Origin of the sequence: Nocardia sp. NPDC059154, from assembly GCF_042755705.1 — a bacterium.
Lineage (GTDB): Bacteria > Actinomycetota > Actinomycetes > Mycobacteriales > Mycobacteriaceae > Nocardia.
The window spans coordinates 192,256-217,337 of sequence record NZ_JBHZCS010000006.1; the positions used below are offsets into that span (position 1 = coordinate 192,256).

Annotated in this window: 25 protein-coding genes and 1 tRNA gene; 19 read left to right on the plus strand and 7 right to left on the minus strand. The window is 66.8% G+C overall.

The window, feature by feature from the left end; translation table 11 throughout:
- Positions 1-330 precede the first annotated feature (330 nt).
- Positions 331-1,686 (minus strand): hypothetical protein, encoded by a 1,356-nt coding sequence (locus tag ACFXN1_RS08250; protein ID WP_379443784.1) that lies wholly within the window; start codon positions 1,684-1,686, stop codon positions 331-333.
- A 195-nt stretch (positions 1,687-1,881) separates the two neighbouring features.
- Entirely contained in the window at positions 1,882-2,223 is a 342-nt protein-coding gene (locus ACFXN1_RS08255; protein WP_379443783.1) for a GntR family transcriptional regulator, read from the minus strand.
- A 154-nt stretch (positions 2,224-2,377) separates the two neighbouring features.
- Between ACFXN1_RS08255 and ACFXN1_RS08260 the strand changes: the two genes are divergently transcribed.
- From ACFXN1_RS08260 to ACFXN1_RS08290, 7 genes are all read left to right on the plus strand, one after another.
- Entirely contained in the window at positions 2,378-3,217 is an 840-nt protein-coding gene (locus ACFXN1_RS08260) for a hypothetical protein (RefSeq protein WP_379443782.1), read from the plus strand.
- Positions 3,214-3,888: a hypothetical protein gene (locus tag ACFXN1_RS08265; RefSeq protein WP_379443781.1), complete on the plus strand. Its 675-nt coding sequence runs from the start codon at positions 3,214-3,216 to the stop codon at positions 3,886-3,888. The genes ACFXN1_RS08260 and ACFXN1_RS08265 overlap by 4 nt, the downstream gene beginning before the upstream one ends.
- Positions 3,885-4,505: a hypothetical protein gene (locus ACFXN1_RS08270; RefSeq protein ID WP_379443780.1), complete on the plus strand. Its 621-nt coding sequence runs from the start codon at positions 3,885-3,887 to the stop codon at positions 4,503-4,505. The genes ACFXN1_RS08265 and ACFXN1_RS08270 overlap by 4 nt, the downstream gene beginning before the upstream one ends.
- Positions 4,506-4,658: 153 nt before the next feature.
- The gene (locus ACFXN1_RS08275) at positions 4,659-5,690 is read left to right on the plus strand and encodes a hypothetical protein (protein ID WP_379443779.1); all 1,032 of its coding nucleotides are present in this window, start codon (positions 4,659-4,661) and stop codon (positions 5,688-5,690) included.
- A complete protein-coding gene (locus tag ACFXN1_RS08280; protein ID WP_379443778.1) occupies positions 5,687-6,409 on the plus strand; it encodes a hypothetical protein in 723 nt (240 codons plus the stop codon). The genes ACFXN1_RS08275 and ACFXN1_RS08280 overlap by 4 nt, the downstream gene beginning before the upstream one ends.
- 167 nt (positions 6,410-6,576) lie before the next feature.
- Entirely contained in the window at positions 6,577-6,777 is a 201-nt protein-coding gene (locus ACFXN1_RS08285; RefSeq protein ID WP_379443777.1) for a helix-turn-helix transcriptional regulator, read from the plus strand.
- A gap of 1 nt (position 6,778) precedes the next feature.
- A complete protein-coding gene (locus ACFXN1_RS08290) occupies positions 6,779-8,116 on the plus strand; it encodes a tyrosine-type recombinase/integrase (protein WP_379443776.1) in 1,338 nt (445 codons plus the stop codon).
- Between the two features lie 59 nt (positions 8,117-8,175).
- Here the strand turns inward: ACFXN1_RS08290 and ACFXN1_RS08295 are convergent.
- The 3 genes from ACFXN1_RS08295 to ACFXN1_RS08305 form a co-directional block, all read right to left on the minus strand.
- Positions 8,176-8,248 (minus strand) — tRNA-Ala (locus ACFXN1_RS08295).
- A gap of 163 nt (positions 8,249-8,411) precedes the next feature.
- Positions 8,412-9,005, minus strand: coding sequence for a TetR/AcrR family transcriptional regulator (locus ACFXN1_RS08300; protein WP_379443786.1), 594 nt, complete (start codon positions 9,003-9,005; stop codon positions 8,412-8,414).
- Positions 9,006-9,324: 319 nt separating this feature from the next.
- A complete protein-coding gene (locus tag ACFXN1_RS08305) occupies positions 9,325-10,047 on the minus strand; it encodes a uracil-DNA glycosylase (protein ID WP_379443775.1) in 723 nt (240 codons plus the stop codon).
- A 116-nt stretch (positions 10,048-10,163) separates the two neighbouring features.
- On the opposite strand from ACFXN1_RS08305, the gene ACFXN1_RS08310 reads away from it, so the two are divergent.
- The 7 genes from ACFXN1_RS08310 to ACFXN1_RS08340 all read left to right on the plus strand — a co-directional run bounded on the left by ACFXN1_RS08310 (position 10,164) and on the right by ACFXN1_RS08340 (position 17,917).
- Entirely contained in the window at positions 10,164-10,823 is a 660-nt protein-coding gene (locus ACFXN1_RS08310) for a trimeric intracellular cation channel family protein (protein ID WP_379397459.1), read from the plus strand.
- A gap of 129 nt (positions 10,824-10,952) precedes the next feature.
- Entirely contained in the window at positions 10,953-11,396 is a 444-nt protein-coding gene (locus ACFXN1_RS08315; RefSeq protein WP_379387401.1) for a GyrI-like domain-containing protein, read from the plus strand.
- Complete coding sequence (locus ACFXN1_RS08320; protein ID WP_379387402.1) at positions 11,393-11,827, plus strand: effector binding domain-containing protein; 435 nt, start codon at positions 11,393-11,395, stop codon at positions 11,825-11,827. Before ACFXN1_RS08315 ends, ACFXN1_RS08320 begins: the two co-directional genes overlap by 4 nt.
- A gap of 248 nt (positions 11,828-12,075) precedes the next feature.
- Positions 12,076-12,825: a hypothetical protein gene (locus ACFXN1_RS08325; protein ID WP_379443774.1), complete on the plus strand. Its 750-nt coding sequence runs from the start codon at positions 12,076-12,078 to the stop codon at positions 12,823-12,825.
- A gap of 2 nt (positions 12,826-12,827) precedes the next feature.
- Positions 12,828-14,972 (plus strand): Rv1355c family protein, encoded by a 2,145-nt coding sequence (locus ACFXN1_RS08330; protein WP_379463527.1) that lies wholly within the window; start codon positions 12,828-12,830, stop codon positions 14,970-14,972.
- A gap of 64 nt (positions 14,973-15,036) precedes the next feature.
- Positions 15,037-16,860: a putative bifunctional diguanylate cyclase/phosphodiesterase gene (locus ACFXN1_RS08335; RefSeq protein ID WP_379397741.1), complete on the plus strand. Its 1,824-nt coding sequence runs from the start codon at positions 15,037-15,039 to the stop codon at positions 16,858-16,860.
- Between the two features lie 208 nt (positions 16,861-17,068).
- Positions 17,069-17,917, plus strand: a complete 849-nt coding sequence (locus tag ACFXN1_RS08340; RefSeq protein ID WP_379443772.1) for an SDR family oxidoreductase — start codon at positions 17,069-17,071, stop codon at positions 17,915-17,917.
- On the opposite strand, the gene soxR is transcribed toward ACFXN1_RS08340, so the two are convergent.
- A complete protein-coding gene (gene soxR / locus ACFXN1_RS08345) occupies positions 17,918-18,424 on the minus strand; it encodes a redox-sensitive transcriptional activator SoxR (RefSeq protein ID WP_379397467.1) in 507 nt (168 codons plus the stop codon).
- Positions 18,425-18,535: 111 nt separating this feature from the next.
- On the opposite strand from soxR, the gene arcA reads away from it, so the two are divergent.
- Together arcA and ACFXN1_RS08355 are read left to right on the plus strand one after the other, a co-directional pair.
- Positions 18,536-19,765, plus strand: coding sequence for an arginine deiminase (gene arcA / locus ACFXN1_RS08350; protein WP_379397469.1), 1,230 nt, complete (start codon positions 18,536-18,538; stop codon positions 19,763-19,765).
- A gap of 7 nt (positions 19,766-19,772) precedes the next feature.
- The gene (locus tag ACFXN1_RS08355) at positions 19,773-20,147 is read left to right on the plus strand and encodes a GntR family transcriptional regulator (protein WP_379397471.1); all 375 of its coding nucleotides are present in this window, start codon (positions 19,773-19,775) and stop codon (positions 20,145-20,147) included.
- Between the two features lie 12 nt (positions 20,148-20,159).
- Here the strand turns inward: ACFXN1_RS08355 and ACFXN1_RS08360 are convergent, their stop codons facing one another.
- The gene (locus ACFXN1_RS08360) at positions 20,160-21,767 is read right to left on the minus strand and encodes a dolichyl-phosphate-mannose--protein mannosyltransferase (RefSeq protein ID WP_379443771.1); all 1,608 of its coding nucleotides are present in this window, start codon (positions 21,765-21,767) and stop codon (positions 20,160-20,162) included.
- Between the two features lie 127 nt (positions 21,768-21,894).
- Here ACFXN1_RS08360 and rsmI point away from each other — a divergent pair, with 127 nt between their 5' ends.
- The 3 genes from rsmI (at position 21,895) to ACFXN1_RS08375 (ending at position 24,969) form a co-directional block, all read left to right on the plus strand.
- On the plus strand, positions 21,895-22,749 hold the full coding sequence (gene rsmI / locus ACFXN1_RS08365) for a 16S rRNA (cytidine(1402)-2'-O)-methyltransferase (RefSeq protein WP_354836128.1): 855 nt from the start codon (positions 21,895-21,897) through the stop codon (positions 22,747-22,749).
- 100 nt (positions 22,750-22,849) lie between these two features.
- Complete coding sequence (locus ACFXN1_RS08370; RefSeq protein WP_379443770.1) at positions 22,850-23,623, plus strand: CPBP family intramembrane glutamic endopeptidase; 774 nt, start codon at positions 22,850-22,852, stop codon at positions 23,621-23,623.
- Positions 23,624-23,724: 101 nt separating this feature from the next.
- A complete protein-coding gene (locus ACFXN1_RS08375; protein ID WP_379443769.1) occupies positions 23,725-24,969 on the plus strand; it encodes a cytochrome P450 in 1,245 nt (414 codons plus the stop codon).
- The last annotated feature ends 113 nt before the right edge of the window (positions 24,970-25,082 follow it).

The following is a 25,082-nucleotide window of genomic DNA, read 5'->3' on the forward strand; positions in this document are numbered from 1 at the left end:
AGGGTTTTTTCGAGGTTTTGGGTCTTTTTTCCCCCCCCCCCTCCTTTGGGTTTGCTCTTTGGGAGAGGGGTTTTGTTTTGTTTTGGCGGAGCCTCTCTCCTCTTTGGGGGGAAGGCTTCTCGGCCAGACCAGACCAGAGTCCTGCGCCGAAGGCGCAGCTCAGGGGATGTGGTGGAGGACAACAGGCTCGAAACTTGGGAGAACCTTTGGTCCGGGCACTGTCCGGGCACTCTCCGAGCACTGTCCGGGCAGTGGTCGCGCTTCAAGTCAGCCCGAAAGCCGTCGATCCTGGCGTTGCGAAACGTCAGGACCGACAGCCAACTTCGGTAGTTATGCGACCAATCCGAGCATCTGTGACGCTTCCCGATTGAAGTCCTGAACCTGCTGAAGAGCCACGTAAGGTTTCAGCTGTTTCTGAAGATCGCTCACCGCTCCAAGGCAGCGGGATGAGTTGACGGTGGAGGTAAGGCGCACAACGATTCTTGCGCGCTCGGCGGCTGCCTCGATCTCGTTACGTTGAACATGGGCGGTTGCTACAGCTGCTTGGCTCAGGCCGCCACGTCGTGCTCGCTTCTGAGTCAGGCACTCATCGATCGAGATTCCTGCGAACCGATCTATCTCGACAGGTTGTTTGAGGTCACGGAAGATCTGTGCGGCCTCGCCGAAGAAGTAGGCTCGGTCGATAAACCGAGCCCACTCAGGCTCGGCGTCGTGGTCGACGGCCTCGAAGATCTGTTCCGCGCGGGTAAGGGATCGCGTTGCCGCGGTGCTATCGCCAATCCGCGCCAGAGCCCGGGCTTCCAGGATGCTCAGGTCTGCGAAACATGCCGGTGAGCTTTCTGGAGCGATGCCGTGAAGGCCAGCCCGTGCGAGTGCCACGGCTTCATACGAATGACCGAGTAGGTTCGCCTGGTCGGACATGCCGGCCAGCACGTGTGCTCCAAGAACGGGGTTCTCCGCCGCTTGTGAGAGGCGCAGAGCTTGGATCAGGTACCTCTGCGCGAGTCCGTGCTCGCCGTCGTCGTAGGCCATCCAGCCGATGAGATACGCCTGTTCGGCAGCCGCGTCGTAGAGAGCCGCCTGCACGTCGGGTTCATGTTCTCGCCTGATCAACGGGATAACGGTCGAGTTCATGTAGCTGATTAACGCGGTGCGAGCGTGGCCTCCGCCTCGCATGACGTCCATCTCCTGGAACAGGCTGAACATGTTGCGAATGCCAGCTACCTGGTGCATGCCGATTGCCCGTGGCCCTCGATCAGTGCTGAGTTCTTCGAAGGTCGCCAAAAGCCAGTCACGACTCGGAGCGGCAAGTGCCGCAAGGATGAATGGTGCACTGAACTGACCGCTGGTGTGGGCGGTGCCGAGATCGCGAATCGTCTCCAGAGAGGACTCGGGATCGTGGGGGTACTGGAGACCACGTGAAGCCAAGGACTCGAATCCTTCCATCCCAATGTCTGCTGGATTGACCCGCCGACCGAGCCGCTCGGAGAGCACTCGACAGATAAGACTAGGCGTAATCCCTCTAGGCTTCTGCCCCTTGTTAACCCAGCGATGTACTGCGGTGTAGTCGTAGCGGAGGGCTAGCCCTTCGTCGGCTCCAAGATCATTGATACGCTTCGCAAGGCCAGCCCAAGAGATCCCAGCATCGGTGATCAGCTCGGCCAGCGCAGAGTTCCGTTCGGTCACCAGGCCCCACCTCTTCGTTCGAGAACCCTGATCTGCGCTGATGATACGCCCGCTGTGCTGACTGGTGCTGGGGATGATTTGCTACATCGAGTAGTGCTGTCGCACATGGGTTTTCACATGGTGTGTGAACTGCCGCCTGTCGGCTTTCCTGGAGGTATGGACAGGGAGGCAACAGGTTTCGGGCGAACGATCGTTCTACGCGTGCTTTTCTGTGGATGCATTTCGGAGCTCACGGAGCTGTTCGTACAGTTCGGCCACCTGCGACTCCAGTGCGGCGACCCGCTCTTCGATCTGGGCCTTCTGTGCGACATCGGTGCTAACCACGAAGGTCCCGACGCCGTGGCGTGTCTCGACCAGTCCGCGGTCCCGGAGTACATCGAGTGCTCGATCGACCGTATTGAGTGCCGCGCTGAACTCCGCTTGGAGGTCCTGTTTGGTGGGAAGTTGGCCGCCGATCGGTATGGCGCCCGAGACAATCCGCTGCTGTATCTCGCTGGCGATAGTCAAGTACTTCGGCGCGCTAGCGGGCTCGCTCATGGAGGCAATGATAAGGGGGTGAGCTAGCAGTCATCTAGGCGACTCCTTGCCGCAGTCAACTGAGTGACATAGGATTGAATCAGTTGACTGCGTTGAGGCGTAGCAACAAAGACTCCCCGGTAGTTAGCGCTACCGGGGAGTCGGTACCGAAGCAGTGTCCGCTGCTTCGGCTTTCACTTCAGGTTCTGAAAGGCCACTGAAGCATGTCCAGTGTAGAACGCTGTGCCCGGGTGCCGAACCGGGCGCTATCAGCGGTGATCTCGAATCCTGCGCCGTCCGTGCCCGCTCGTCGGGAACGGTGGTGGGTTCGGTGAGGATCAACGGGAAGCGGGTCGGGCCGCTGTCGAATGTCATTCCGTTTCCTGTCCCCGCGCAACCGCTCCCGGTGCCGGACTACCGACGCGGCGCGGAGGTTGATGCTCAGCCGAAACCACAACAGAGGGAGTTGGTTCCGAACGAGCATCTGTCGCTGTTGATGGAGTCGCTCGGGATCACCAACCAGGGCCTGGCGCATCGCATGCGTGCGGTGAGCGAGAGTGACGGCGGCCGACCGGTGCATCTCAAGCACACCAATATCGTCGGGTATCGGGACGGGTTGCATCACCCGAAGCCGCGGACCCTCGATGTGATGCTGACGGCACTGTCGCTCAAAGCGGGTCGCCAGATCACTGCCGAGCAGATCGGTTACGCCGCCCCCACACCGGCTGAGCTGCGGTCGAACACCTGGAAGCAGTTCGACGAGTTCACGGTAGGCGAACCGCATTTCGACACACTGCGGACCAGGGCAATGGTTGTCGAGTCCGCGGCGCCGCGTCCCGTGTCGACGGCTGATCGGGAATCGGATGCGGCTACGGCGGATCGGCTGCGGTTGATGCTTGCGATGGCTGAGGCCAGTGCCCCGCTGAAGGAGCGCGACATCCACGGCGATGACGTTCGCGGCCTTTCGGTTGAGGCGCCGGCGCGTCCGGCGGTGGATCGGAGGCGGTCACGGTGAACCGCGACGCTGCCCGCGACACTGATGGCGGGACGGAGTTGAAACGGCTTCTGCGGGAGAAGCATTGGGATACCCACAAGGTGTTTCAGCGCGAGTACAACAGGGCCGCGCGGAAGATCAATCGCAACATGGGAGGGTTGGACGGTCCCGCGAAGGCGCAGTTCTACAAATGGCTCGCCGGTGACCTGAAAGGGCTGCCGCGGCCGGATCATTGCGCGGTCCTGGAAGCGATGCTGCCCGGCCACACAGCAGAGGGACTGTTCGCGCCCGCTGCTCTGTCGCTTGAGGTCCAGAAAACTGGACAGAGCCTGCCTGTCTCGCCGGAACGCCCGGTGTCGGTCGGAGCGATCGAAACACCCACTACTGCACGATCTTTGGATCGAGAACTGCGGATCGCGGCTCACGTAGGTGTTCCAAATGGATCACCTGACCGGTTGGTCGGTTCGACCGGTGATTCAAATGAATCACCTGACTCGGTGGTCGGTTCTGGTCGTGTCCGGGATCAGCGGGAAGTGACGGCCGTGATCGATGCTCGGGTGCGGTCACTGATGTCCTGGATCGGGGCGGATACCGCACCTGTGAAGGAGCGCGACGTCCACCGCGACAACGTTCGCGACCCTTCGATTGACGCGCCGACGCGTCCGGCGGCGGATCGGCGGCGGTCGCGATGAACCACAACGAGGACCGCACCGATGCGGACGCGTCGGGTCGGACGCGTCGATTGGGTCCGGGTACGGAGCTGAGAGCGCTTCTGAAGAAGCGGCATTGGCAGACTCACAGCACGTTCCTTCGTGAGTACGACAAGGCGGCCAAACGGCTCGATCCTGATTTGGTCGGGCGTGGTCCACTCAAGGCCCAGTTCTACCGGTGGCTGTCCGGTGAAATCAAAAGCCTTCCGTTCCCTGATCATTGCCGGGTTCTGGAGGAGATGCTGCCCGGCTACACCGTGGACGAACTGTTCGCACCCGCCACCCCGCTGGTCAGTGTCCAGAAAACTGGACAGCACCTGCCGGACGATCGGCGGCAGGTGGTTCACAGTGAACCACCTGAGCCATCTGACTCACGTGACTCGGTAGTCGGTTCTGCAGGTGAGTCAAATGAATCACCTGACCCGGTGGTCGGTTTCCGGGCGAGGTTGTCGCAGCAGGAAAAGACGGCGGCGATCGATGAGCGGCTCCGCTCCCTCATGAGCTGGATCGGGGACACCGCGCCTATCAAGGAGCGCGATCAGCACGCGCGACCTGTGCAACGTGACCGCCGAATGGTGGATCGGCGGATGTCGCGGTAGGGCACGCGCCCCGGACGAAGGGGCGCACGCCCTGCCTGTGCGTGTGCCCCCCGTGTGCGAAATGTGCCCCCGTGTGTGCCCTGTTGTGCCCAGCCCTGCGTGAGTTGTGCTGGAGCGCAGCACCTTTCAGTAATCGATCGAAGGGAATACCTGATGAATCGGAACAACGACGGCCCGGGCGGCCGCTACAAGCATCTGTCGGGCGCCGAGCGCGACACCATGATTCGCAACCTGCGCGAGCTGGGCGAGGACTACCGGCAGATCGCCAAACGGCTCGGTATCACCGCCCGCCACGTCGAGACCGTGCTCGGTGAAATCGCGGCCCTGCGTTCGGCCGGCCACCCCGATGCCGAGATCGGACGCCGTGTCGGGCTGCCACGCTCGACCGTGCAGCGGCTGCGTGGCGGAACCGAACCGCGGTCGGACCTGCGCAAGGCCACCGCGTTGACGCTGCTGTCCCAGCACGGCGGAATGCAACTCGACCTGCTCGGACAGTTCCTGGGGCAAGGTGCGAACCACACCTACGTTCTGGTGCGGCAGCTGCGGGCCGACAATCTCGTTCGACCGCTGGAACAGGTGCAGGCGGGGGACAAGTGGGTGGTCGCGACCGCGGCCACCGCGTCCCGGTTCCTGGGCTGGCCGGTGCAGAACTGGCGGCCCACCCTCGGGCGTGTGGAACATCATCGCGCGGTCGCGCAGGCCCGGCTGATGCTGGTCGGCGCCGACCTACCGGCGTGGGTGTCCGAACGAGAGCTCTGGCACCGCGCACAGCGGGTATCGCACCAATCACGGTCCAAGAGAGCCGAATTCGAGACAGGCCGTGTGCACGTTCATGACGCCCTGTTCCGTGGGCGGCTCATGGGGACGCAGGGTTGGTGGGCGCTGGAGGTCGAACTCACGCGCAAATCAGCGGCCTCGATGGATCAGGCACTGCGCGGCGCGATCCGTGCGGCCCGCGAGATGGAGCCCGAGGAACTGACTGGCCTGCTGTACCTGTGCCGCACCGCCCGCGTGAGTGATGGCGTGCATGCGGCCGCCGAGCGGCTCCCGCCCGAAATCCGAAGCCTCGACCTGGCCCTGGTCGTACGCGACCTCGACGCCGACTGGGGCCGATACCTCGCCAACCGGACGACGAAAACCATTGGCCCCCAATCTCATATCTCCTCCTTCAAGGACTTCTCATGATCAGATACTCACGGCTCACCCCGCGTGGCGTCCAAGCGCTGGTCGGGCTCACCGAAATGCGTGCCATGCAAACCGATGTTCTGGCCGAGTTCCTCGGCGTCGGTGTGGCCCAGACCTACCGGCTGGCAAGCCAACTCGCTGACGCCAACGCCGCCGAACGGCTTCCCTCGGTGCGAGGAGAGTCGACGTGGATCGTGCCCACCCGCGCGGCGGCAACCTGGGTGCTGGGGTGGCGACCGGGAGAGTGGCGGCCTCGATCAAATTCCGCTGTGCATTGCCGGGCGGTCGCTCGTACGCGTGTCGCACTCGGTGCGTGTGCGACAGATCAGTGGGTCAGTGACCGCGTGCTGCGACACGAACTGCCCGGTCCGGGCCTCTACCCCTACGACGGCATGCTGCTACGCGCCGCTATGACCGCGGTCGCGGTAAAGGTGGACACGAGTGCGCACGTCACCGGTGCGCAGCTGACGCGACGGCTCAATCTCGTTGTGCGACAGGCGCGACAAGACGAATGCGCAGAGATCCTCTACGTCTGCGACGGCAACCTGAGCACCGACGACGTTGCGACAGCAGCACAGCAAACCCTCCCGGACATCCCTGACCTGGTTCTGCGCATCACTCGCCTCGACACCCTCGTCTCCGGCAAACACCCTTACCTGCGGCCGGTTGACGGGTCATGCGACAGCCCGCGACAGCGTGCGACAGGCGGTGCGCACTAATGCGACAACCCACCCACCCCGTACGCACCGTGCGACAGGCCGATGGTGCGCACCGCGACACCTCCAACGCATCGTGCGACGGCGCGTGCGCACCCTGCGACACCACCTGCGCACCACGCGACGGCGTGCGCACTGATACCCGAACCCGCTCTACCCGAGGAGATTCCATGCCCACCGACCGCTACCTCCAGGCCACCGACTGCGAAGCCATCACCGGTATCCCCGCCGCCACATGGCGGTACTGGGCATGGGCAGGCAAAGGTCCGAAGAGCTTCAAGCTCGGGCGCCGGCGCGTCTGGCGCGAGAGCGTCATCCACGCCTGGATCGCCGAGCAGGAAGCCGCGTCCGACCGCGGCGGGGTCTCCTGAAATGGGTGGGCGACGCAACCGCCGCAGTGGGGTAGAAGACCGCTGGTACAAGACCGTCACCACCACCGCCGAGTACGGCGCGAAGACCAGCGAGAGAGTCCCCTCGGCCAACCATGGGTGCGCCAAACGCTGGCGGGCCCGCTACGTCGACGACAGCAGCCAAGAACACGCAAAGTCCTTCACCCGCAAAGCTGACGCCCAAGCCTGGCTCGATGATGCGACCAGCGCGCTCGTCACCGGCACCCATGTCGCTCCTTCGGCTGGTCGCGAAACCATCGGCGATCTAGGTCGCCGGTGGCTCAAAACCCAAGCCCATCTGAAGGACACCACGGCATTCAATCGGAGCCATACCTGGGGGCTCTACGTCGAGCCACGTTGGGGCAGTACCGAAATTCGCAATGTCCGAACAAGTGAAGTCCGTGCATGGATCTCGGAGATGGTGGCTGCCCGGATGGGCGTGCCGACCATTGAGAACGCGGTGGGGGTGCTTCGGATGATTTGTGGTGCCGCCGTCGAGGACCGCCATATCGTCCGTAACCCCTGTGCCGGAGTGAAATTGCCGCGCCGTACGCACCGCGCCCGCGGCTATCTCACTCATGTTCAAGTCGAACAACTTGCGCGTGAGGTCTCCGAGGCACCCACAGCCATACGGCTTTTGGCGTACACCGGTTTGCGATGGGGTGAGATGGCCGCGCTGAAGGTCTCCAGTTTCGACATGCTTCGCCGCCGAGTGAACGTGTTGGAGGCCGTTGCCGAGGTTCAAGGCAGGATCGTTTGGTCAACTACGAAGAACCATGAGCGTCGTTCGGTGCCGTTCCCGAAGTTGTTGGCTGACGAACTTGTCTCGCTGATGAAAGGGAAAGATCGCGACGCACTTGTGTTCACCTCCCCAGAGGGCGCGGTGCTGAGAGTGTCTACCTATCGCAAACGGGTGTTCTCGCCTGCGGTTTCTCGCCTACGGAACCCAGGTCGGCACGTGGATGGTGTCAGCCAGGCTCGGGGTCACCGTGGAGACAGCAGCCATCGTCTCGCTGTCTCCTTGATTGATGAGGGGGACAGGCAGGGAGACACCCGGGCGACAGAGCGTTTCCCATACATCAGCCCTCACGACCTCAGGCACACGGCCGCATCCCTGGCGATCAGCGCCGGCGCGAACCCAAAGGCGGTGCAGACCATGCTCGGTCACAAGTCCGCTGCGATGACCCTTGACACCTACGCCGACCTGTTTCCGGACGACCTCGAATCCGTTGCGGATGCTCTCGACACTGCCGCGCGGTCCGCGCTTGCGAAAGCTGCGGACGCACTGCGGACGGGAACCGGCGATCACCAATCCGAATAGCCCCGAAAACGCAAACCGCCCGTGATCTCTTCCGAGGTCACGGGCGGTTTTTCGTTATGTGGAGCTAAGGGGAATCGAACCCCTGACCTTCTCGATGCGAACGAGACGCGCTACCAACTGCGCTATAGCCCCGCGGGGACGTTTCCGACCCGCGCTGGAGAACTTTAGCAGGTGGGGTGGGGAGTCGACGAATCGGCTGGTTGGAGACGGTTTCTGGGGATGTAGGGGTGGGCAGGGGGCCGGCGATCGGCTCATCGCCGAATTCCGTTCGGGCCTGAGGCGCTGAACTGAGCCCTCAGATGGGCTCGCTGTAGGAGTCGAGCACTCGCAGGAACAGGTCGAGGCGGTAGTCGCGCACTGCCGGGTTGTCCGGTTCCAGTAGGCACTGGCCCAGCGTGCCGTCGTGCACTGCAACCAGTGCCCGGCCCAGTGCCGCTGGATCCGGCACCCGTCTGCCGTTGCGACGCAGGAGCGCGACGACCACCGGGGTGAGTGCTGCAGCGATCGCCTCCTCTCGCGCCACCATTACCTGACGCAACGCGGGATTGCGCAGGGCGTGCGCGGTGAATTCCGAGGTGATTCGAAACCACTTGTCATCCACCGGAACTGCCGCCAGCACCTGCTCGACCGCCCGCTGCGGATCGGCGGCCACTCCGCCGGGCGCATCCAGCACCGCTGCTGCCTCGGCCAGCATCGATGCCGATCGCTGCTCCCACATGGCCAGGAACAATTCCTCCAGCGAGGTGAAATTCGAATAGAACGCACCACGCGTGAATCCGGCCCGCTCACACACCTGCTCGACCGAACACCGGCCGAATCCCTCTTCGGCGAAGGCCTCGAACGCCGCGTCCAGTAGCCGCTGCCGCGTCCCGGCCCGGCTGCGGCGCACCTTCACACCCCCGGCCGCCCCATTGGCAGCCGCCCCCTCCCGCTCGGATTCGTCATCGGCCCTGCTCACGCCCGCATCGTATCCGGTCCGGCGACCTCGCCACCGAGAGTGCGGCGCCCCTGCCCGGTGCACCGTCGCCGGCGACCTTCATGAATGCCGAGTCCGGACAGTCGAATCGTGCCGCCCGGCTCGGTGACGGCGATCTCGTTGGACGCCGAGTCCGGCCAGCCCGGACGAGTCGCCCGCTCCGAGGCCGGTGACCTCATTGAATGCCAGACGTGGATAGCCGAATCGAGCTGCCCGCTGCGGCCGGCCGGGTCTAGGGGCGGTGGACGGGGAGGCCGGCGGCTTGGGCGGCGTCGGTGAGGACCTGCTCGAGCATGGCTGGGGTGAGGCGGCCGGTGAAGGTGTTCTGCTGGGAGGGGTGGTAGGTGCCGAACAGGTGGAGGGGGGCGCGGCCGGGGACGGCTGGGGCCAGCTCGATTCGGGCGCCGTGGGAGAAGCGGGGCTTGGGTTTGGGTATGGCCCAGCCGGATTCGGCCAGGGCGGGCAGGAGGGCTTGCCAGCCCCAGCCGCCGAGGACGACGATCGCGCGGAGGGTGGGTGCCAGCAGGGTCAATTCGGTGGTCAGCCAGTGGCGGCAGGTATCGCGCTCGGTGGGGGTGGGTTTGTTGTCGGGTGGGGCGCAGTGGACCGGGGCGGTGACGCGGGTGCCGAGCAGTCGCAGGCCGTCGTCGGCGGAGACGCTGGTGGGCTGGTTGGCGAGACCGGCGGCGTGCATGCAGGCGATGAGGACGTCGCCGCTGCGGTCGCCGGTGAACATGCGGCCGGTGCGATTACCGCCGTGCGCGGCCGGCGCCAGGCCCACGATCAGCAGGCGGGCGTCCGCGGGACCGAAGCCGGGAACAGGCTTGCCCCAGTAATTCTCGTCACTGAAGGCGGCCCGTTTTTCGTGTGCGACCTGCTCGCGCCATGCCACCAGCCGGGGGCAGGCGCGACACGCGGTAAGTTCCGCGTCTAGCTGGGCAATTGTGCGGCACACAAGGGCGACTCAACCATAAAGCCGCTCCGACCGTGCGGCGGAGTGCCGGTGTGGCGGGCCGGGCATACTGTGCGCCGGTAGCCGAAAGTTAGCGATAGGAACGGAAGTGGCCACACGTGAGTGATCTCGTCGAACTCGGCACCCCTGTCGACGCGGTACAGAGTGTGGGAAACCTGCTGGGCGTGTTCGCATTCGCAGTGTCGGGTGCGCTGCTCGCAGTGCGTCGCCGCTTCGATGTGGTGGGCATCGCGGTGCTCGCGGTCGCCACCGCCACCGGCGGCGGTGTGATCCGCGACCTCGTCATCGGCCGCACCCCGCCGCTGGCTTTCGTCCAGGTGTCCTATGCCGGAGTCGCCCTGCTGGCCGCGGCCGTCATCTTCTTCTGGCACCCGCCGGTGCGGCTGGTCCGCACGCCGCTGAATATCGCTGACGCCATCGGCCTCGGCCTCTTCTGTGTGACCGGCACCGTGACCGCCTTCCAGCACGGCATGTCGGCGACCTCGGCGGCGGCGCTGGGCCTGGTGACCGCGGTGGGCGGCGGTGTGATCCGCGATGTCCTGGCCGGTGTCACCCCCAGCGTGCTCAGCGACGGCGAGTTGTACGCCGTGCCGGCCCTGCTCGGTTCCGTGGCGACGGCGCTGCTGCTGCACTACGGCCAATACACATACTGGACAGGCGGATTGGCTGGGGCGGGCGCGGTCGGCCTGCGCCTGATCGCGCTGTTCCGGCACTGGCACGCCCCGATGGCCCGCCCGCACCGCCGCCGCGACGGGTGAGCGACGCGCTCGCGCGCGGGGCAGGCGAGCGCCTCAGCCGTGTCGCCGGGTCCGGTCCGGGCTGATTGATAGCATGGCGAAGGCTTGGCCGACAGGCTGTGAATCACACCTCGAGAGAGTTTCCATCCAATGCAGTTCGAGATCGTCGAGCGGGACGAGACGTGGGTTGCCGGGTTGCCGGTGCGCAGTCCCAAACGTGCGCTCGGTGAACTGCGCGACCACGATCTGGAAGTGGCCTGGGCCGCGGTCCTGCACCAGGAACTCGGTGGTCCGCTGGCCTCGGCCTACACCGACTACGCGGCCGAGCTCGGCACCTTCAACACCCAGATCGTCGGCTACCAGTGCGGCTCGCTCGACGAGGTGACCCGCGGCCACGTGGTGGCCCGCCTGCCGCGCGGCACCTACGCCCGCTTCTCCTCGGTCGGCAACTTCCCGCAGGTGATGACCGATCTGTGGACGCAGATCGCCTACGCGGAGGAACACAAGCAGATCAAGCGCATTCACACCGGTGACTTCGAGACCTACCCGCACGCGTACAAGATCGATTTGTACCTGGCGGTCGAGCCGTCATGACCTATTCGATCGTGGTCCGGCCCGGTGGGGTCTACGGCGGCCTGGTGGTTCCGCGGGTGCGCCCCAGTTTCAAGGTCTCCAACAGCGAGCTCATCGAGTTCCTGCGCGACCGCCTGCGTGACCGGGAGGGCGCCGAGCGCCCGCTGGCCACCGTCTACGTTCCCGACCCCGCCGGCAACTACAACGTGCTGGTCTCCTACGAGTACAAGGGTCCCGACGACGTCCCGGTCGGCGACGTCCTCATCCGCGTCCCCAAGGGCGTCTACGCCCGCTTCCGGCCCAATGGCGATTATCACGATCCGGCCGAGGACGTCTGGGCCCAGGTCGACGACGCGACCGCTTCCGCCGAGATCACCCGCGCCTACCGCGAGGAGATCGAGATCTGGCACGGCACCGCCGAACTGGAACTTTTCATCTCCATCCTGGTGTGATTGCTCACTGTTAACCCAATGAGTACCAACCGGTCTTGTCGTTGTATTTCATGACTGATAGCAATGGTTTGACCGGGGGGATTACTGGAGTCACGTCTGGGTTTCGGAGCATTTGCCGGTTGCCTGGACAATTTCAGTTGGCTGACGGATACTCCCCTAGGCGCCCACGTCCGACGGCGGTTGATGCATGACTGTATCGGGCGAAGGCGCAGCAGTCGCGCGGGTCGTTTTTAGTGGAGTGGAACTGTATGGCAGTCGAACCGATCGAGCGCGTCCCGGCGCAAGGCCCTGGTCACGGCATGCTCCGATTTCGGGAGCCGAAAACGGGATACACCATCCTGGTGGGTCCTCCGGAGGCCGATCCGGGCCTGTGGCGCCAGAACATGGATGGTGCGCTCGAGGCATATCGGCGGTTCGGCGCCGAGGAGGCGCTCGAGTACGACAAGGTGATCGACGGCCTCTCCACCTCCCTCTTCCTCGTGGCGCTGGATGCCGACGGTCGGGTGGTCGCGGGGGTCCGGGCAGAGGGGCCGCACAAGCAGGTCGACGAGATGCGCGCGGTCGCGAGCTGGGCAGGGTTGGAGGGCGGCCCGGCCTTCCGGCGCCTGGTGGCCGACCAGATCCCTGACGGTGTGATCGAGTGCAAGGCCGGTTGGGCCGCTCGCGACTCCCCGCACCGCCATGCGCTGGCCGACTGGATGGCCAGGGCGTGCGTTCATGCCGCGTTGCTGCTGGGGGTCCGCTACACGAGTGCGCATTCGCCCGAGCATGCGCTGAATCTCTATCGTGGCAGCGGAGCGAATGTGGCCTGGTGGATTCCGCCGTCATCCTATCCGGACGATCGTTATCGTACGTTCGCGATCTGGTGGGATATGGAGACTTACGATTCGGTGGCCACCGAATCGCAGGCTCGGTTGCTCGATCTCGAATTGTCCCAATTGACGCAGAATGGCTTTTTGCCACGCGTTGCCTGGACTTCAGCCCAGGGCTCGGCCTGAACATGATCGAAAATGGAGTATCGGGCGAGTCTTATCGGCCGGTGCTGCTCGATGAATCCGATTCCGGGCAGGCCGCGCGACTTGCTGAACTGCTGGCGAATCCGGCCATCGAGTCTCGGGACTTGCGAGACGGACTGCGGGCCGAGTTCGCGAGCCTGGTGGCTCCGCCCGAATTGTCCGAAACATCGGAATCGGATCGCTGGGTTCATTACCCGTGGCGGCGGGCCGTAATCGCGCTGCCCGGCCCGCAACTGCTCCGCGCTGTCCGGCTCGACCGGAATCGCAACAACCTGACGCGCGCGGAGCAGCAGACCCTCGGCGCCCAGGCGATCGGGGTGGTCGGGCAGAGCGTCGGTCACGCCGTGGCTCATGTGCTGGCCATGGAGGGCACCTGCGGTCTGCTGCGGCTGGCGGACTTCGACACCGTCGAGCTCTCGAACCTGAACCGCCTCCCGGGCACCCTGTTCGACATCGGCGCCAACAAGGCAGTCGTCGCGGCCCGCCGGATCGCGGAACTGGACCCGTATCTGCCCGTGGAGATCCTCCCGGCCGGGCTCGACGACGAGAACATGGACGCCTTCCTCACCGGCCTGGATATCGTTGTGGAGGAGTGCGATTCGTTCGATATCAAGCTCGCCGTGCGCGAAGGCGCCCGTCGGCTCCGGCTTCCGCTGGTGATGCATTCCAGCGACCGCGGTCTGCTCGATGTCGAGCGCTTCGATCTGGAACCGGAGCGTGAGCCCTTCCACGGTTTGCTCGGCGGTGTCACCGCCGCTGAGCTGCGCGGGCTGTCCACCCGCGACAAAACACCCCTCATGGTTCGAGTTCTGGACGGTCGCAATCTCTCTGCGACGCTCGCGGCGAGCATGGTGGAGATCGGCCAGACCCTCAACAGCTGGCCGCAATTGGCGTCCGACGTGCAACTCGGTGGTTCCAATGTCGCCGCCGAGGTGCGCAGGATCGGACTCGGGCAGCCGCTGCGGTCGGGACGCACGCGCGTCGATATCGAGAAGAGCCTGGACGAGATCACCGAGCCCGAAGTGCGCAAGGAACTGGTGTGGCCGGACGAACCGGACGACTCTCGGCCGGAATCCGGCATCGCGGCGGTGCTCGAGTGTGCGCAGCGGGCGCCCTCGGGTGGTAACGCGCAGCCCTGGACCCTGCGCGCCGATTGGGCCGAGGTGACGATCACCCTTGCGCCCCAACACTCTTCGATGATGGACATCGGGTACCGGGGCAGCGCACTGGCGGTCGGTGCGGCGCTGTTCAACGCCCGTGTCGCGGCCGCCGCGCACGGTCTGCTCGGTGAGAGCGAACTGCGCACCGGCGATTCGGAACTGCTCACCGCCGTGCTGCGGTTGGGGTCGGGCACTGATCCCGAGCTGTCCGATAGCTACCCGGCGCTGCTCGCCAGGCACACCAATCGGGGCGGTGGGACCGGCGTGCCGATACCGGACGAGATATTGGACGGACTTCGCGAAGCCGTGACCCGGGCCGGCGCGACGCTGCACATGGTGACGGATCGGCGGCGAATCGACTCCGCCGCGCGGATCCTCGCCGAGTCCGAGCGGACCCGCTACCTGACGCCGGACATGCACCTGGAGATGACCTCCGAGCTGCGGTGGCCCGGTGATGATCTACGGACCGGGATGGATCTGCGCACGCTCGATCTCCAACCCGACGAGCTGGCCAAGCTCGAGATCGCCGTTCGTGCGGACGTGATGGCCCAGCTGCGGTCGTGGTCGGGTGGCACCGCGCTGGTGGAAGACGCGCTGGCGAAGGTGCAGACCAGTTCGGCCGTGGCAGCCCTGACCTTTCCGAAGCCGCCACTGGACCCGTCGGAACTCGCCGCGTACGCGCGTGCCGGCGAGGCGCTCCAGCGTCTCTGGATCGCCGCGGAACGGTATGGTCTCGCTGTTCAACCGGTTTCACCGGTGTTTCTTTATGCACGACGCCCCGAGGAACTACATACGGTTTCCCCGGAGTTCGCCGATACACTAACGTCACTTCAAGGCAGCTTCCTGGAGCTGTTGGAAGTGCCTGGGCACGAAACGATGGCGTTGGTACTGCGTCTCGGGTATGCGTCGGAGCCCGCGGTCCGCAGCAGGCGACGTCCAATACCGGGCGCTACCACGCGCGGCAAGTGAGATCGGAGAAGAAGTGCCTCGGCGAACGCTCGACTCATTGGTGACCCAGGTCGCCTCGGAGTTGATGGCGGTCGATGCGTCTACGATGGCGGCCGCGAGTGAACGGGTGCTGGCCTGGCTGGTGGAGCACTTCGATGTCGATTTCAGTTTTCTGCGCTTCACCGATGAGGCTCGGCTGGCATCGGTGCTCATTGCGGAGTGGCCGCATCGGGCGGTTCCGGAGACCGACGATCCACTGCAGGTGGCCAACCTCGACGACCCCACCGCGGCGCTGACCCGGTTCGGCGATACCACCGAACCGATCATCATCAGGCCCATCCCGGAATTCGCCGACTATCAACGTCTGATCCAGCAGGCGGCCGGTATCGAAGCCGTCTCCGCCGCCGCGGTGCCGCTGGTGTCACGCGGCCAGGCGACGGGGCTGCTCGGCTTCATCAAAGAGGGCGACCGCGAGTGGAGCACTCGCGAACTCAATGTCCTCAAGGCGATCGCCGCGCTGTTCGCACAGTTGCAGGCGCGCGTGGTGGCCGAGGAACGGCTCAGATATATCGCCATGCACGACGATCTGACCGGACTGGCGAATCGGCGGGCGCTGCTCGAGCACATGGAGGAGCGGCTCAGACCCGGACGGCCGGGGCCGGTGGCGGCGTTCTTCCTGGATCTGGATCGGCTGAAGGCGCTCAACGACTTTCTCGGGCACACGGCCGGGGACAATTTTATCCGCACACTCGCCAAGCGGTTGCGCGAGAATCTGGATCCGGGTGACGTGATCGCCCGGCTGGGTGGCGACGAGTTCGTGATCGTGCCGGCCAAGCCGATGGACGCGGCGGCGGCCGAGCGGGAGGCGAGCCGGATTCAGCAGCTCATCGCGCGGCGGGTGACGGTCGGCGAGGAGACGGTGAGCCGGGGCGCCAGCGTCGGCGTGGCGCTCGGTATTCCGGGCGAGACCACGGTCGCCGATGTGCTGCGGCGTGCGGATCACGCGCTGCTGTCGGCCAAGTCGAGCGGCGGCAACGGGGTCGCGGTGTTCACCGATGCCATGCGCGCGCAGTTCGAGCTGCAGGACGACGTGGAGCTGAATCTGCGCGGCGCGGTCGCGGACGGTTCGCTGGTGCTGCACTATCAGCCCGAGGTGGATCTGCGCACCGGCCGAGTGGTCGCGCTGGAGGCCCTGGTGCGCTGGCAGCATCCGACGCGCGGGCTGCTGCCGCCCGGTGCGTTCGTGGGTGTCGCGGAGGCCACCAATCTGGCGGGGGAGCTGGGTCGCTGGGTGATTCGCACGGCCGCCGAGCAGTTCGCGCAGTGGCGGCGGCGGGGGCTGGCGTCGAATGTGGTGATCCGGATCAATGTGTCTCCGGTGCAGCTGGTTTCGCTGGATTTCGTGGAGACCATCGAGGGGATCCTGCGGCGGTACGGCATCGACGGGTCGTCGGTGTGCCTGGAGATCACCGAACATGTTGTGGTGCAGGATCTTGCGCGCACGCAGGTGACCCTGCGCGGGTTGAAGCGGATGGGCGTGCAGATCGCCATCGACGACTTCGGGACGGGGTATTCCTCGCTGTCGCACCTGAAGGCGCTGCCGGTGGACGCGGTGAAGATCGACCGGGGTTTCGTGCAGCGGCTGGGCGCCAGCGCCGATGATCTGGCGATCGTGAAATCGATTGTGGGGCTGGCGGGTTCGTTCGGTCTCGGGGTGGTCGGCGAGGGTGTCGAGACCACCGTGGCGGCGCGCACCCTGGTGGCGCTGGGCTGCTACCGCGCGCAGGGCTTCCTGATCGCGCGGCCCATGCCGGGCGGGGAGGTCGAGGAGCATCTGGCGGCGGGGCGGATCGCGCTGGATCTGGACCTGCCCGGGACCAGCCGGTCGGTGCTGCCGGGGCCGTCCTGACTCACGGTCCGGCGATCCGGGGTCACGGTCCGGCGGTCCGGATGGGCACGACTCCCTAACGTCCCCGTACCGCGCGCGGAATCCCGGGCCGGGGTGCGTGCGCCCAGGAAAATAGGGGCGTAACGGGTACTCGCCCGACTCGCGAACAGGATTGTTCGCGTAGTAGCGTGCGGTCTGACAGGGCTGTCGAAGTGAGGGATGGATCGACGTGCGTGATCGTAGCCTGAGGGGCAAGAAGACTTTGATTACCGGCGCGGCGAGCGGCATCGGCCGGGCGACGGCACTGGCGGCGGCCCGCAGGGGCGCGCGGCTGGTGCTCACCGACGTCAATGCCGAGGGGCTGGACGCGACCGTCGAAACCATCCGTTCCACCGGCGGCATCGTCGAGGTCGCCACCGCCCTCGACATCAGCGACTACGACGCCGTCACCGCCTTCGCGGAGAAGGTGCACGAGGAGCTCGGCTCGCTGGACGTGGTGATGAACATCGCCGGCATCTCCACCTGGGGGACGGTGGAGAACCTCGAGCACCGCCACTGGAAACGCCTGGTCGATGTGAACCTCATGGGTCCCATCCATGTCATCGAGAACTTCGTGCCGCCCATGATCGAGGCGAAACGCGGTGGTGCGCTGGTCAATGTGTCCTCGGCCGCCGGTCTGATGGCCTTCCCCTGGCATGCCGCCTACAGCGCCAGCAAGTTCGGCCTGCGCGGCGTGTCGGAGGTGCTGCGCTTCGATCTGGCGCGCCACGACATCGACGTCCACCTGGTGGTCCCCGGCGCGGTCGACACGCCGCTGGTGCAGACCGTGGACATCATCGGCGTGGATCGCGACGACCCGCGAATCCAGGCCTGGATCAAGCGCTTCCGCCACCACGCCAAGTCTCCCGACCAGGTGGCCGAGGCGATCCTGCGCGGTGTCGAGAAGGGCACCTACCTGATCCACACCCAGTTCGACATCCGGTTCGGCTACTGGTGGTCCCGCAAGTTCGCCTGGCCCTACGAGTTCGCCATGCGCCGCGCCAACGACCTGTTCACCTCGTTCCTGCCGCGCAAGTAGTCACGCCTGGTCGGGAGTGGGGGCGCAGACGGCCTTGGTGCAGTTCTCGGCGGCGTGGGTGTCCAGTACGCGCGCGCCGGGGCCCTCGTCGCCGAGGTGGTCGTGGGCATTGAAGATCTTGCAGACGCCCAGCGAGAGGCAGCCGCAGCCGATACAGCCGGTGAGGTTGTCGCGCAGCCGGATCAGCTGTTCGATGCGGTCGTCGAGGTCGGCGCGCCAGGTGGTGGAGAGGGTCTCCCAGTCGCGGCGGGTGGGGTTGCGGCCGTCGGGGAGGTTGTCGAGGGCGTGGCGGATCTCCGCCAGCGGAATGCCGACCCGCTGTGAGATGCGGATGAAGGCCACCCGGCGCAGGGTTTCCCGGGGGTAGCGGCGCTGATTCCCGCTGGTGCGGCGGGCCGTGATCAGGCCCTCTCGTTCGTAGAAATGCAAGGCGGACACCGAAACTCCGGCTCGCTGGGCGAGCTGACCGGGGGTCAGCTCCTTCGCCTGCCACGACGCGGTCTGCATACCTGAACATTACTCCAGGTTTTTCGCCGGTGCGACTCCAGGGTTCTCCCAGGGTGCGACTCGAGTCGCGAATTCCATGCCATCCGTGCCGTGGGGAACTACCGTCGTGTCATGGGAACAAAGGCCGCACCCACGGCGCGACCGTTTTCCGTGACCTCGGAGGTCGGCGCGCTGCGCACGGTGCTGTTACACCGGCCGGGCGACGAGCTGCGCCGGCTCACCCCGCGCAACAACGACCAGTTGCTCTTCGACGCCATTCCCTGGGTCGAGCGCGCCCAGCAGGAACACGACACCTTCGCCGAGGTGTTGCGCGGGCGTGGCGTGGAGGTGCTGCTGCTGGCCGATGTGCTGACCGAGACCATCCAGGTCAGTGGCGCCGCGCGGATACAGGGCATCTCGGGTGCGGTGGACGCGCGGCGGCTCGGGCACCTGCTCGCCGACGAGCTGGCCGCCCACCTGCGCGGGGTGCCCGCGCCGGAACTGGCGCAGATCCTCATGTCCGGCATGACATTCGACGAGCTGCCCTTCGGGGCGGATGCCACCTCACTGGTGCGGCGCATGCACCACGGGCACGACTTCGTCATCGACCCGCTGCCCAATCTGCTGTTCACCCGGGACTCCTCCTTCTGGATCGGGCCGCGGGTGGCCATCACCTCGCTGGCGCTGCCGGCCCGCGCCCGCGAAACCTCGCTCACCGACCTGATTTACGCGTTCCACCCCCGCTTCCTGGGCGTGCGGCGGGCCTACGAATCGCACACCGCGCCGATCGAGGGCGGCGACGTGCTGTTGCTCGCGCCGGGCGTGGTGGCGGTCGGGGTGGGGGAGCGCACCACGGCGGCGGGCGCGGAAGCCTTGGCGCGCAGCCTGTTCGAGGACGATCTGGCGCGCACCGTGCTCGTGGTGCCGATCGCCCAGACCCGGGCGACCATGCATCTCGACACCGTCTGCACCATGGTGGACGTCGACGCGGTGGTCATGTACCCGGCCATCCAGGATGAGTTGTGCGCCTTCACCATTCGCAAGCAGGAGGGGCACGGGGTGAGCATCTCCGGCCCGGATCCCTTCCTGCGCGTCGCGGCCGAGGCCATGGGCATCGGCAAGCTGCGGGTGGTCGACACCGGCCTGGACGGCGTCACCGCCGAGCGGGAGCAGTGGGACGACGGCAACAACACCCTCGCCCTGGCCCCCGGCGTGGTGGTCGCCTACGAGCGCAACGAGAACACCAATGCGCGGCTCGAAGACGCCGGAATCGAGGTGCTGCGCATCCCCGGCTCCGAGTTGGGTTCCGGCCGTGGCGGTCCGCGCTGCCTGTCCTGCCCGCTGTCGCGTGACGAGGTGTGATGAAGCCATGCTGGACATCCCGGTCGACCACCACTCGACGGTCCCGCCCTACGAGCAGCTGCGCCAGGGCATCATCGCCCGGGTCCGCTCCGGCGAACTGGCCGCCGGGACCAAGATTCCCACGGTCCGGGCGCTGGCGGCGACGCTGAAGCTGGCCCCGAACACCGTGGCCCGCGCCTACCGGGAGCTCGAGCAGGACGGCGTCCTCGAAACCCGCGGCCGCCTGGGCTCTTTCATCGCCTCCTCCGGCGACCCCACCCGCGACCTGGCCGGCCGCGCCGCTACCGAATACGTCGCGGTGATCCGCCGACTCGGCCTCGACGACGCGTCAGCCGTCCGCTATCTGCATGCGGCGCTCGGCGAAACTCCCACGGTCGGTTGACCCTTCGGGCTTTCAGCGCCAGCTCGGGAGCCAGAGGTGGTCGTGCCAGTTGCCCGGGGTGATGGCCTGGGCGGTCAGGATCGGCCAGAGCCAGATGAAATTGGCGATGACCAGGGCCAGGTAGAGGCTGACCAGTAGCAGACCCAGGCCTTGTCGCTCACTGAGTGGTGTGAAGTGTTGCCAGCCGGGGGCTCCCGACAGCCGTCGCCCGATGGGTGGGGCGTGGCCGAGGACGTCGCCGAGCGCCAGCGCCACACCCATGGCCAGGAACGGGGCCAGCGGCACCGCGTAGAAGTAGTACATCTGGCGGTCGAGGTCCAGGAACCAGGGCAGGATGCCCGCACCGTAGCCGACCAGGACCGCCGCGTAGCGCCAGTCGCGGCGCACCGCGCTGCGCCACAGCGCCCACGCCAGCACGGGGAAGGCCACCCACCACAGCGCGGGGGTGCCGATCGCCATCACGGCCTTCACACAGGTGGGCTGGCCGCAGCCGGTCACATTGGTGTCGGCGTAGTAGTAGAGCATCGGCCGCAGGCCCATGGGCCAGGTCCACGGCTTGGATTCCCAGGGATGGTGATTGCCGGCGGAATTGGTGAGCTGCGAGTGGAAGGTGAGCACTTCGCCGCCGTAGTACCAGAGCCCGCGCAGTGCGCTCGGTACCCAGGAGAAGTCGCCGCCGCGTCCGACCTTCACCCCGACCGCGTACCGGTCGTAGCTGGTCTCGTTGGCGAACCAGCCCCAGAAGGAGGCCAGGTACACGAACACCGGGATGACGGCGAGCGCGTAGACGGTGGGCCCGAGATCCCGTCTGGCCACACCCCACCACGGCCGCTGCACCCGGTAGCCGCGGCGGGCCGAGAGATCGAAGGCCAGGGACAGCGCGGCGAAACCGATGATCCAGTACGCGCCGGACCATTTGGTGCCGCAGGCCAGCCCGAGCAGGACGCCCGCCCCGAAGCGCCACCAGCGCACCCCGAATCGCGGCCCGTACGGGCTGTCGTCGATGCGGCCCTGCGCGGCCACCAGCGCGATGCGCGCCCGGATGTCGTCGCGGTCCACCACCAGGCAGCCGAAAGCCGCTGTCACGAACAGGGCTTGGAAGATGTCGAGCATGCCGATGCGGGAGGACACGAAGGTGAGCCCATCGCAGATGATCAGAATGCCCGCGAACGCGCCGATCAGCGTGGACCGGGTCATCCGCCGGACGATGCGGATCACCAGCAGCACGATCAGCGTTCCGGAGACGGCCGCGGTGAACCGCCATCCCCAGGGGGAGTAGCCGAAGATGGCCTCGCCCAGCGCGATCATCTGCTTGCCCACCGGCGGGTGCACCACCAGTCCGTAGCCCGGGTTGTCCTCCACGCCGCCGCCGGTGAGCACCTGCCAGCCCTGCGGCGCGTAGTGCTTCTCGTCGAAGACGGGCGTGTGCAGATCGGTCGGATAGTTCAGGAACAGGAACCGGGTGATGGCGGCGATGGCTGTGAGGAACAGCGTGACCACCCACCCCCGAGCCCAGTCCGTGGGCCCGAAATCGGGTGAGGGCACCAGCGGAGCCGGACTCGACAGCGCCGCCGTCTCCGCCCCCACCGCTGCCGGTCGCACGTCGGTCACCTGGGTCACGCCGTCGATCGTAAGCGGTACCCGCCCCCGAGTCCCGCCGCGGTGAGGATGGAGGTTGGCGGTGCCGGTCGATCGCATCGATAGAGTCGGGGGCGAGTTGGCGGACCTTGCGAGGAATAGGAGCACCATGAGCGCGGAGCCGAGTGCCGGCGGACGGCTGGTCTTGGCGGCCACTCCCATGGGCGATATCGGGGATGCCTCGCAGCGGCTGCGGGACGCGCTGGCGACCGCCGAGGTGGTGGCCGCCGAGGACACGCGGCGGACCCGGTCACTGGCCAAGGCCCTGGACATCGAGATCACCGGCCGGGTGGTGAGCTTCTACGACCACGTGGAGACCGCGCGGATCCCGATGCTGCTCGAGGAGATCGAGTCCGGTCGTACCGTGCTGCTCGTCACCGATGCCGGGATGCCGTCGGTGAGCGATCCGGGCTATCGGATGGTGGCGGCCTGCGTGGAGCGTGGCCTCCCGATCACCTGCCTGCCGGGCCCGTCCGCGGTGACCACCGCGCTCGCGCTGTCCGGCCTCCCGGTCGAGCGGTTCTGTTTCGACGGCTTCCCGCCCCGCAAGTCCGGTCAGCGCAAGGAGTGGCTGCGGACCCTCACCGCGGAGCCACGGGCCGTTGTCTTCTTCGAGGCCCCGCACCGTCTTGCGGACTGCCTGGCCGACGCCGTCGAGGTGCTCGGCCCGGAGCGCCGCGCCGCGGTGTGCCGCGAGCTCACCAAGACCTACGAGGAGGTCGTGCGTGGCACGCTGGCCGAGCTGGCCGCGTGGGCGGTCGAGGGCGCGCGGGGCGAGATCACCGTGGTTCTCGAGGGCGCGCAACCGGTTTCCGCCGAGCCCGCCGACCTGGTGGGCCAGGTGGAGGCGCTGATCGGCTCCGGGCTGCGGCTCAAGGACGCATGCGCCGAGGTCTCCGCGGCCACGGGGGCCTCGCGCCGCGAACTCTACGACGCGGTGCTCGCCGCCCGGGCCGCCGAGTAGCCGGGTAAGACTCGGGACCGGCTCTCGAGTCTGATATTGCGGTGCGGGAATCACTCTCGGGTGTGAGGACCGTCGAGAATCGCGGTGCGACCATCGCGGGGTGATCTCGAATGAGGGGCGGCGGTCGGGAAGTATCGGCGCGATGGTCGGCACCTACGTGTTGCTGGCGTTTCTGGCGTCCGGAGTTCTGCTTGTGGTGCAGGCGAATTCGGGGATCGACCCGGCGGCGCTGTCGTTGACGCAATTCGGGCCCGCGGTGGCGGTGGGGGTGGTGGCCCTGGTGTGGCGGCAGCGCCTGACCGCCGTGCTGCCCGCGCCGGCGTCGTGGGACGTGGTGCGCGGACATGGTGTGGCGGTGGTGGTTTCGTGTGCGGCCACCGGCCTGTTGACCGCCGCGATGGCCTCCGACTCGATGAACCTGCGCGGTCCGGTGGCGGTGGGTGGGGTGCCCTTCGCGGTGTTCGTGCTGCTCCAGCTGGTCGGGGCGGCGGGGGAGGAGGCGGGCTGGCGCGGATTCCTGCAGCCGGTGCTGGAGGCGCGGTATGCCCGGCCGGTGGCGATCGGGATCACCGGGGTGGTCTGGGCGGTGTGGCATGTGCAGGCGTTCGCGGCGGGACCGGCGGTGGCCGCGGCGTTTCTGGCGGCTGTCCTCGGATTCGCCTGTGTACTGGGGTTTCTCGCGGTCGGCAGTTACCCGCAGCGGGTGCTGATCGGCACCGTCGGGCACTGGCTGATCAATGTGGCGCTGTACTTGGTGATGGGTGACGACACGCTGGGCCTGCCGCAGCTGTACTACTACGCTACAGCGGCACTGATCGTCGGTGCGGCCGTGTGGATTTCGCGCCGGGGAGCGAGTGTCCGCGCGGCCGGATGATCGGCAGGCGCGGCCGAGATTTGTGCACTCTGAGTGCATGCAGCGGCTGGGGTGGCCGATGGCGGGACCCGTCAACCCGGCCGCTGTTAGAGTCGCCGATCATGGTGCACGAAACCGATGTCCCGGCAGGCGAATTGGCGATCGAGCCGTTCGTGCTGACCGATGACTTCTATCAGCACCCGCATGCCGCATACGACCTGCTGCGTGCGCGCGGGCCCGCGCATTTCGTGCGTTTCCCGGACGGCGGCACCGGCTGGCTGATCACCGACTACGAGGCGGCCAAGGCGGCCTTCCTGGACCCGGCCATCAGCAAGGCCCTCAAATCCGAGGGCGCGCGCACGGCGCTGGCGGGTGATGGCGCGGGCGCCCAGGCGGCCGGCGCCATGTTCGGCGACATGATGCTCTTCTACGACCCGCCGGAGCACACCCGCTTGCGCACCCTGGTGAACCGGGCCTTCAGCGGCCGTGCCGTGCGCGAATTGGCCCCGCGCATCACCGAATTGGCCGACGCCCTGCTCGCCGACCTGGCCGCCGACGCCGCCGTCGATCAGGATCTGCTGGACCGCTACGCCTTCCCGCTGCCCATGCTGGTCATCTGCGAACTGCTGGGTGTGCCCCACGCGGATCGCGACGACTTCCGCGCCTGGTCCACCACCCTGGTCTCCAATGACGAGACCGTCGAGGCCCGCGGGGCCGCCGTGCAGCGGTTCCTCGCCTACATCGATCAGCTCATCAACGCCAAGCGCGACGAGCCCGCCGATGACCTGCTCTCCGAACTCATCTCGGCGGGCGAGGACGGCGACCGGCTCTCGCATCGCGAGCTGATCAGCATGGTGTTCCTGCTGCTGGTCGCGGGTTTCGAGACCACCGTGAACCTCATCTCGAACGCGGTCGCGATCCTGCTGACGGACAAGGACGTCCGGACCGCACTGGCCGAAACCCCGGATCGGGTACCGGATTTCGTGGAGGAGGTGCTGCGCTACGAGTCGCCGGCGAGCGAGGCCACCTTCCGCTACACCACCGTCCCGGTCACCCTGGGCGGCATCGAAATCCCCGCCGGACAGCGCCTGCTGGTGTCCATGGCCGCCGCCGACCGCGACCCGGCCCGCTTCGCCGATCCGCACCGCGTGGACCTGGACCGCGCCGACAAGAACCACCTCGCCTTCGGCCACGGCGTCCACCGCTGTGTCGGTGCGCCCCTGGCGCGCATGGAGGGCGGGATCGCGCTGAGCTGTTTGCTCGCGGCCTACCCGGATCTGGAATTGGCCGCCGGGGCGGAACTGACCTGGCGCAAATCCCTGATCGTGCGAGGTCTCACCGCCCTGCCGGTGCGGCTTCGCCCCTGAACCGGGCGTCGGCCCGTCGAGATGTGCGCGATGAGGAGGGGGGTGGTCTTCCCGCCGTCGGTGTCGGTGGGGACCCGGCAACCACCTCGCCTCCCGCTGGGGTTGGTGAGCAG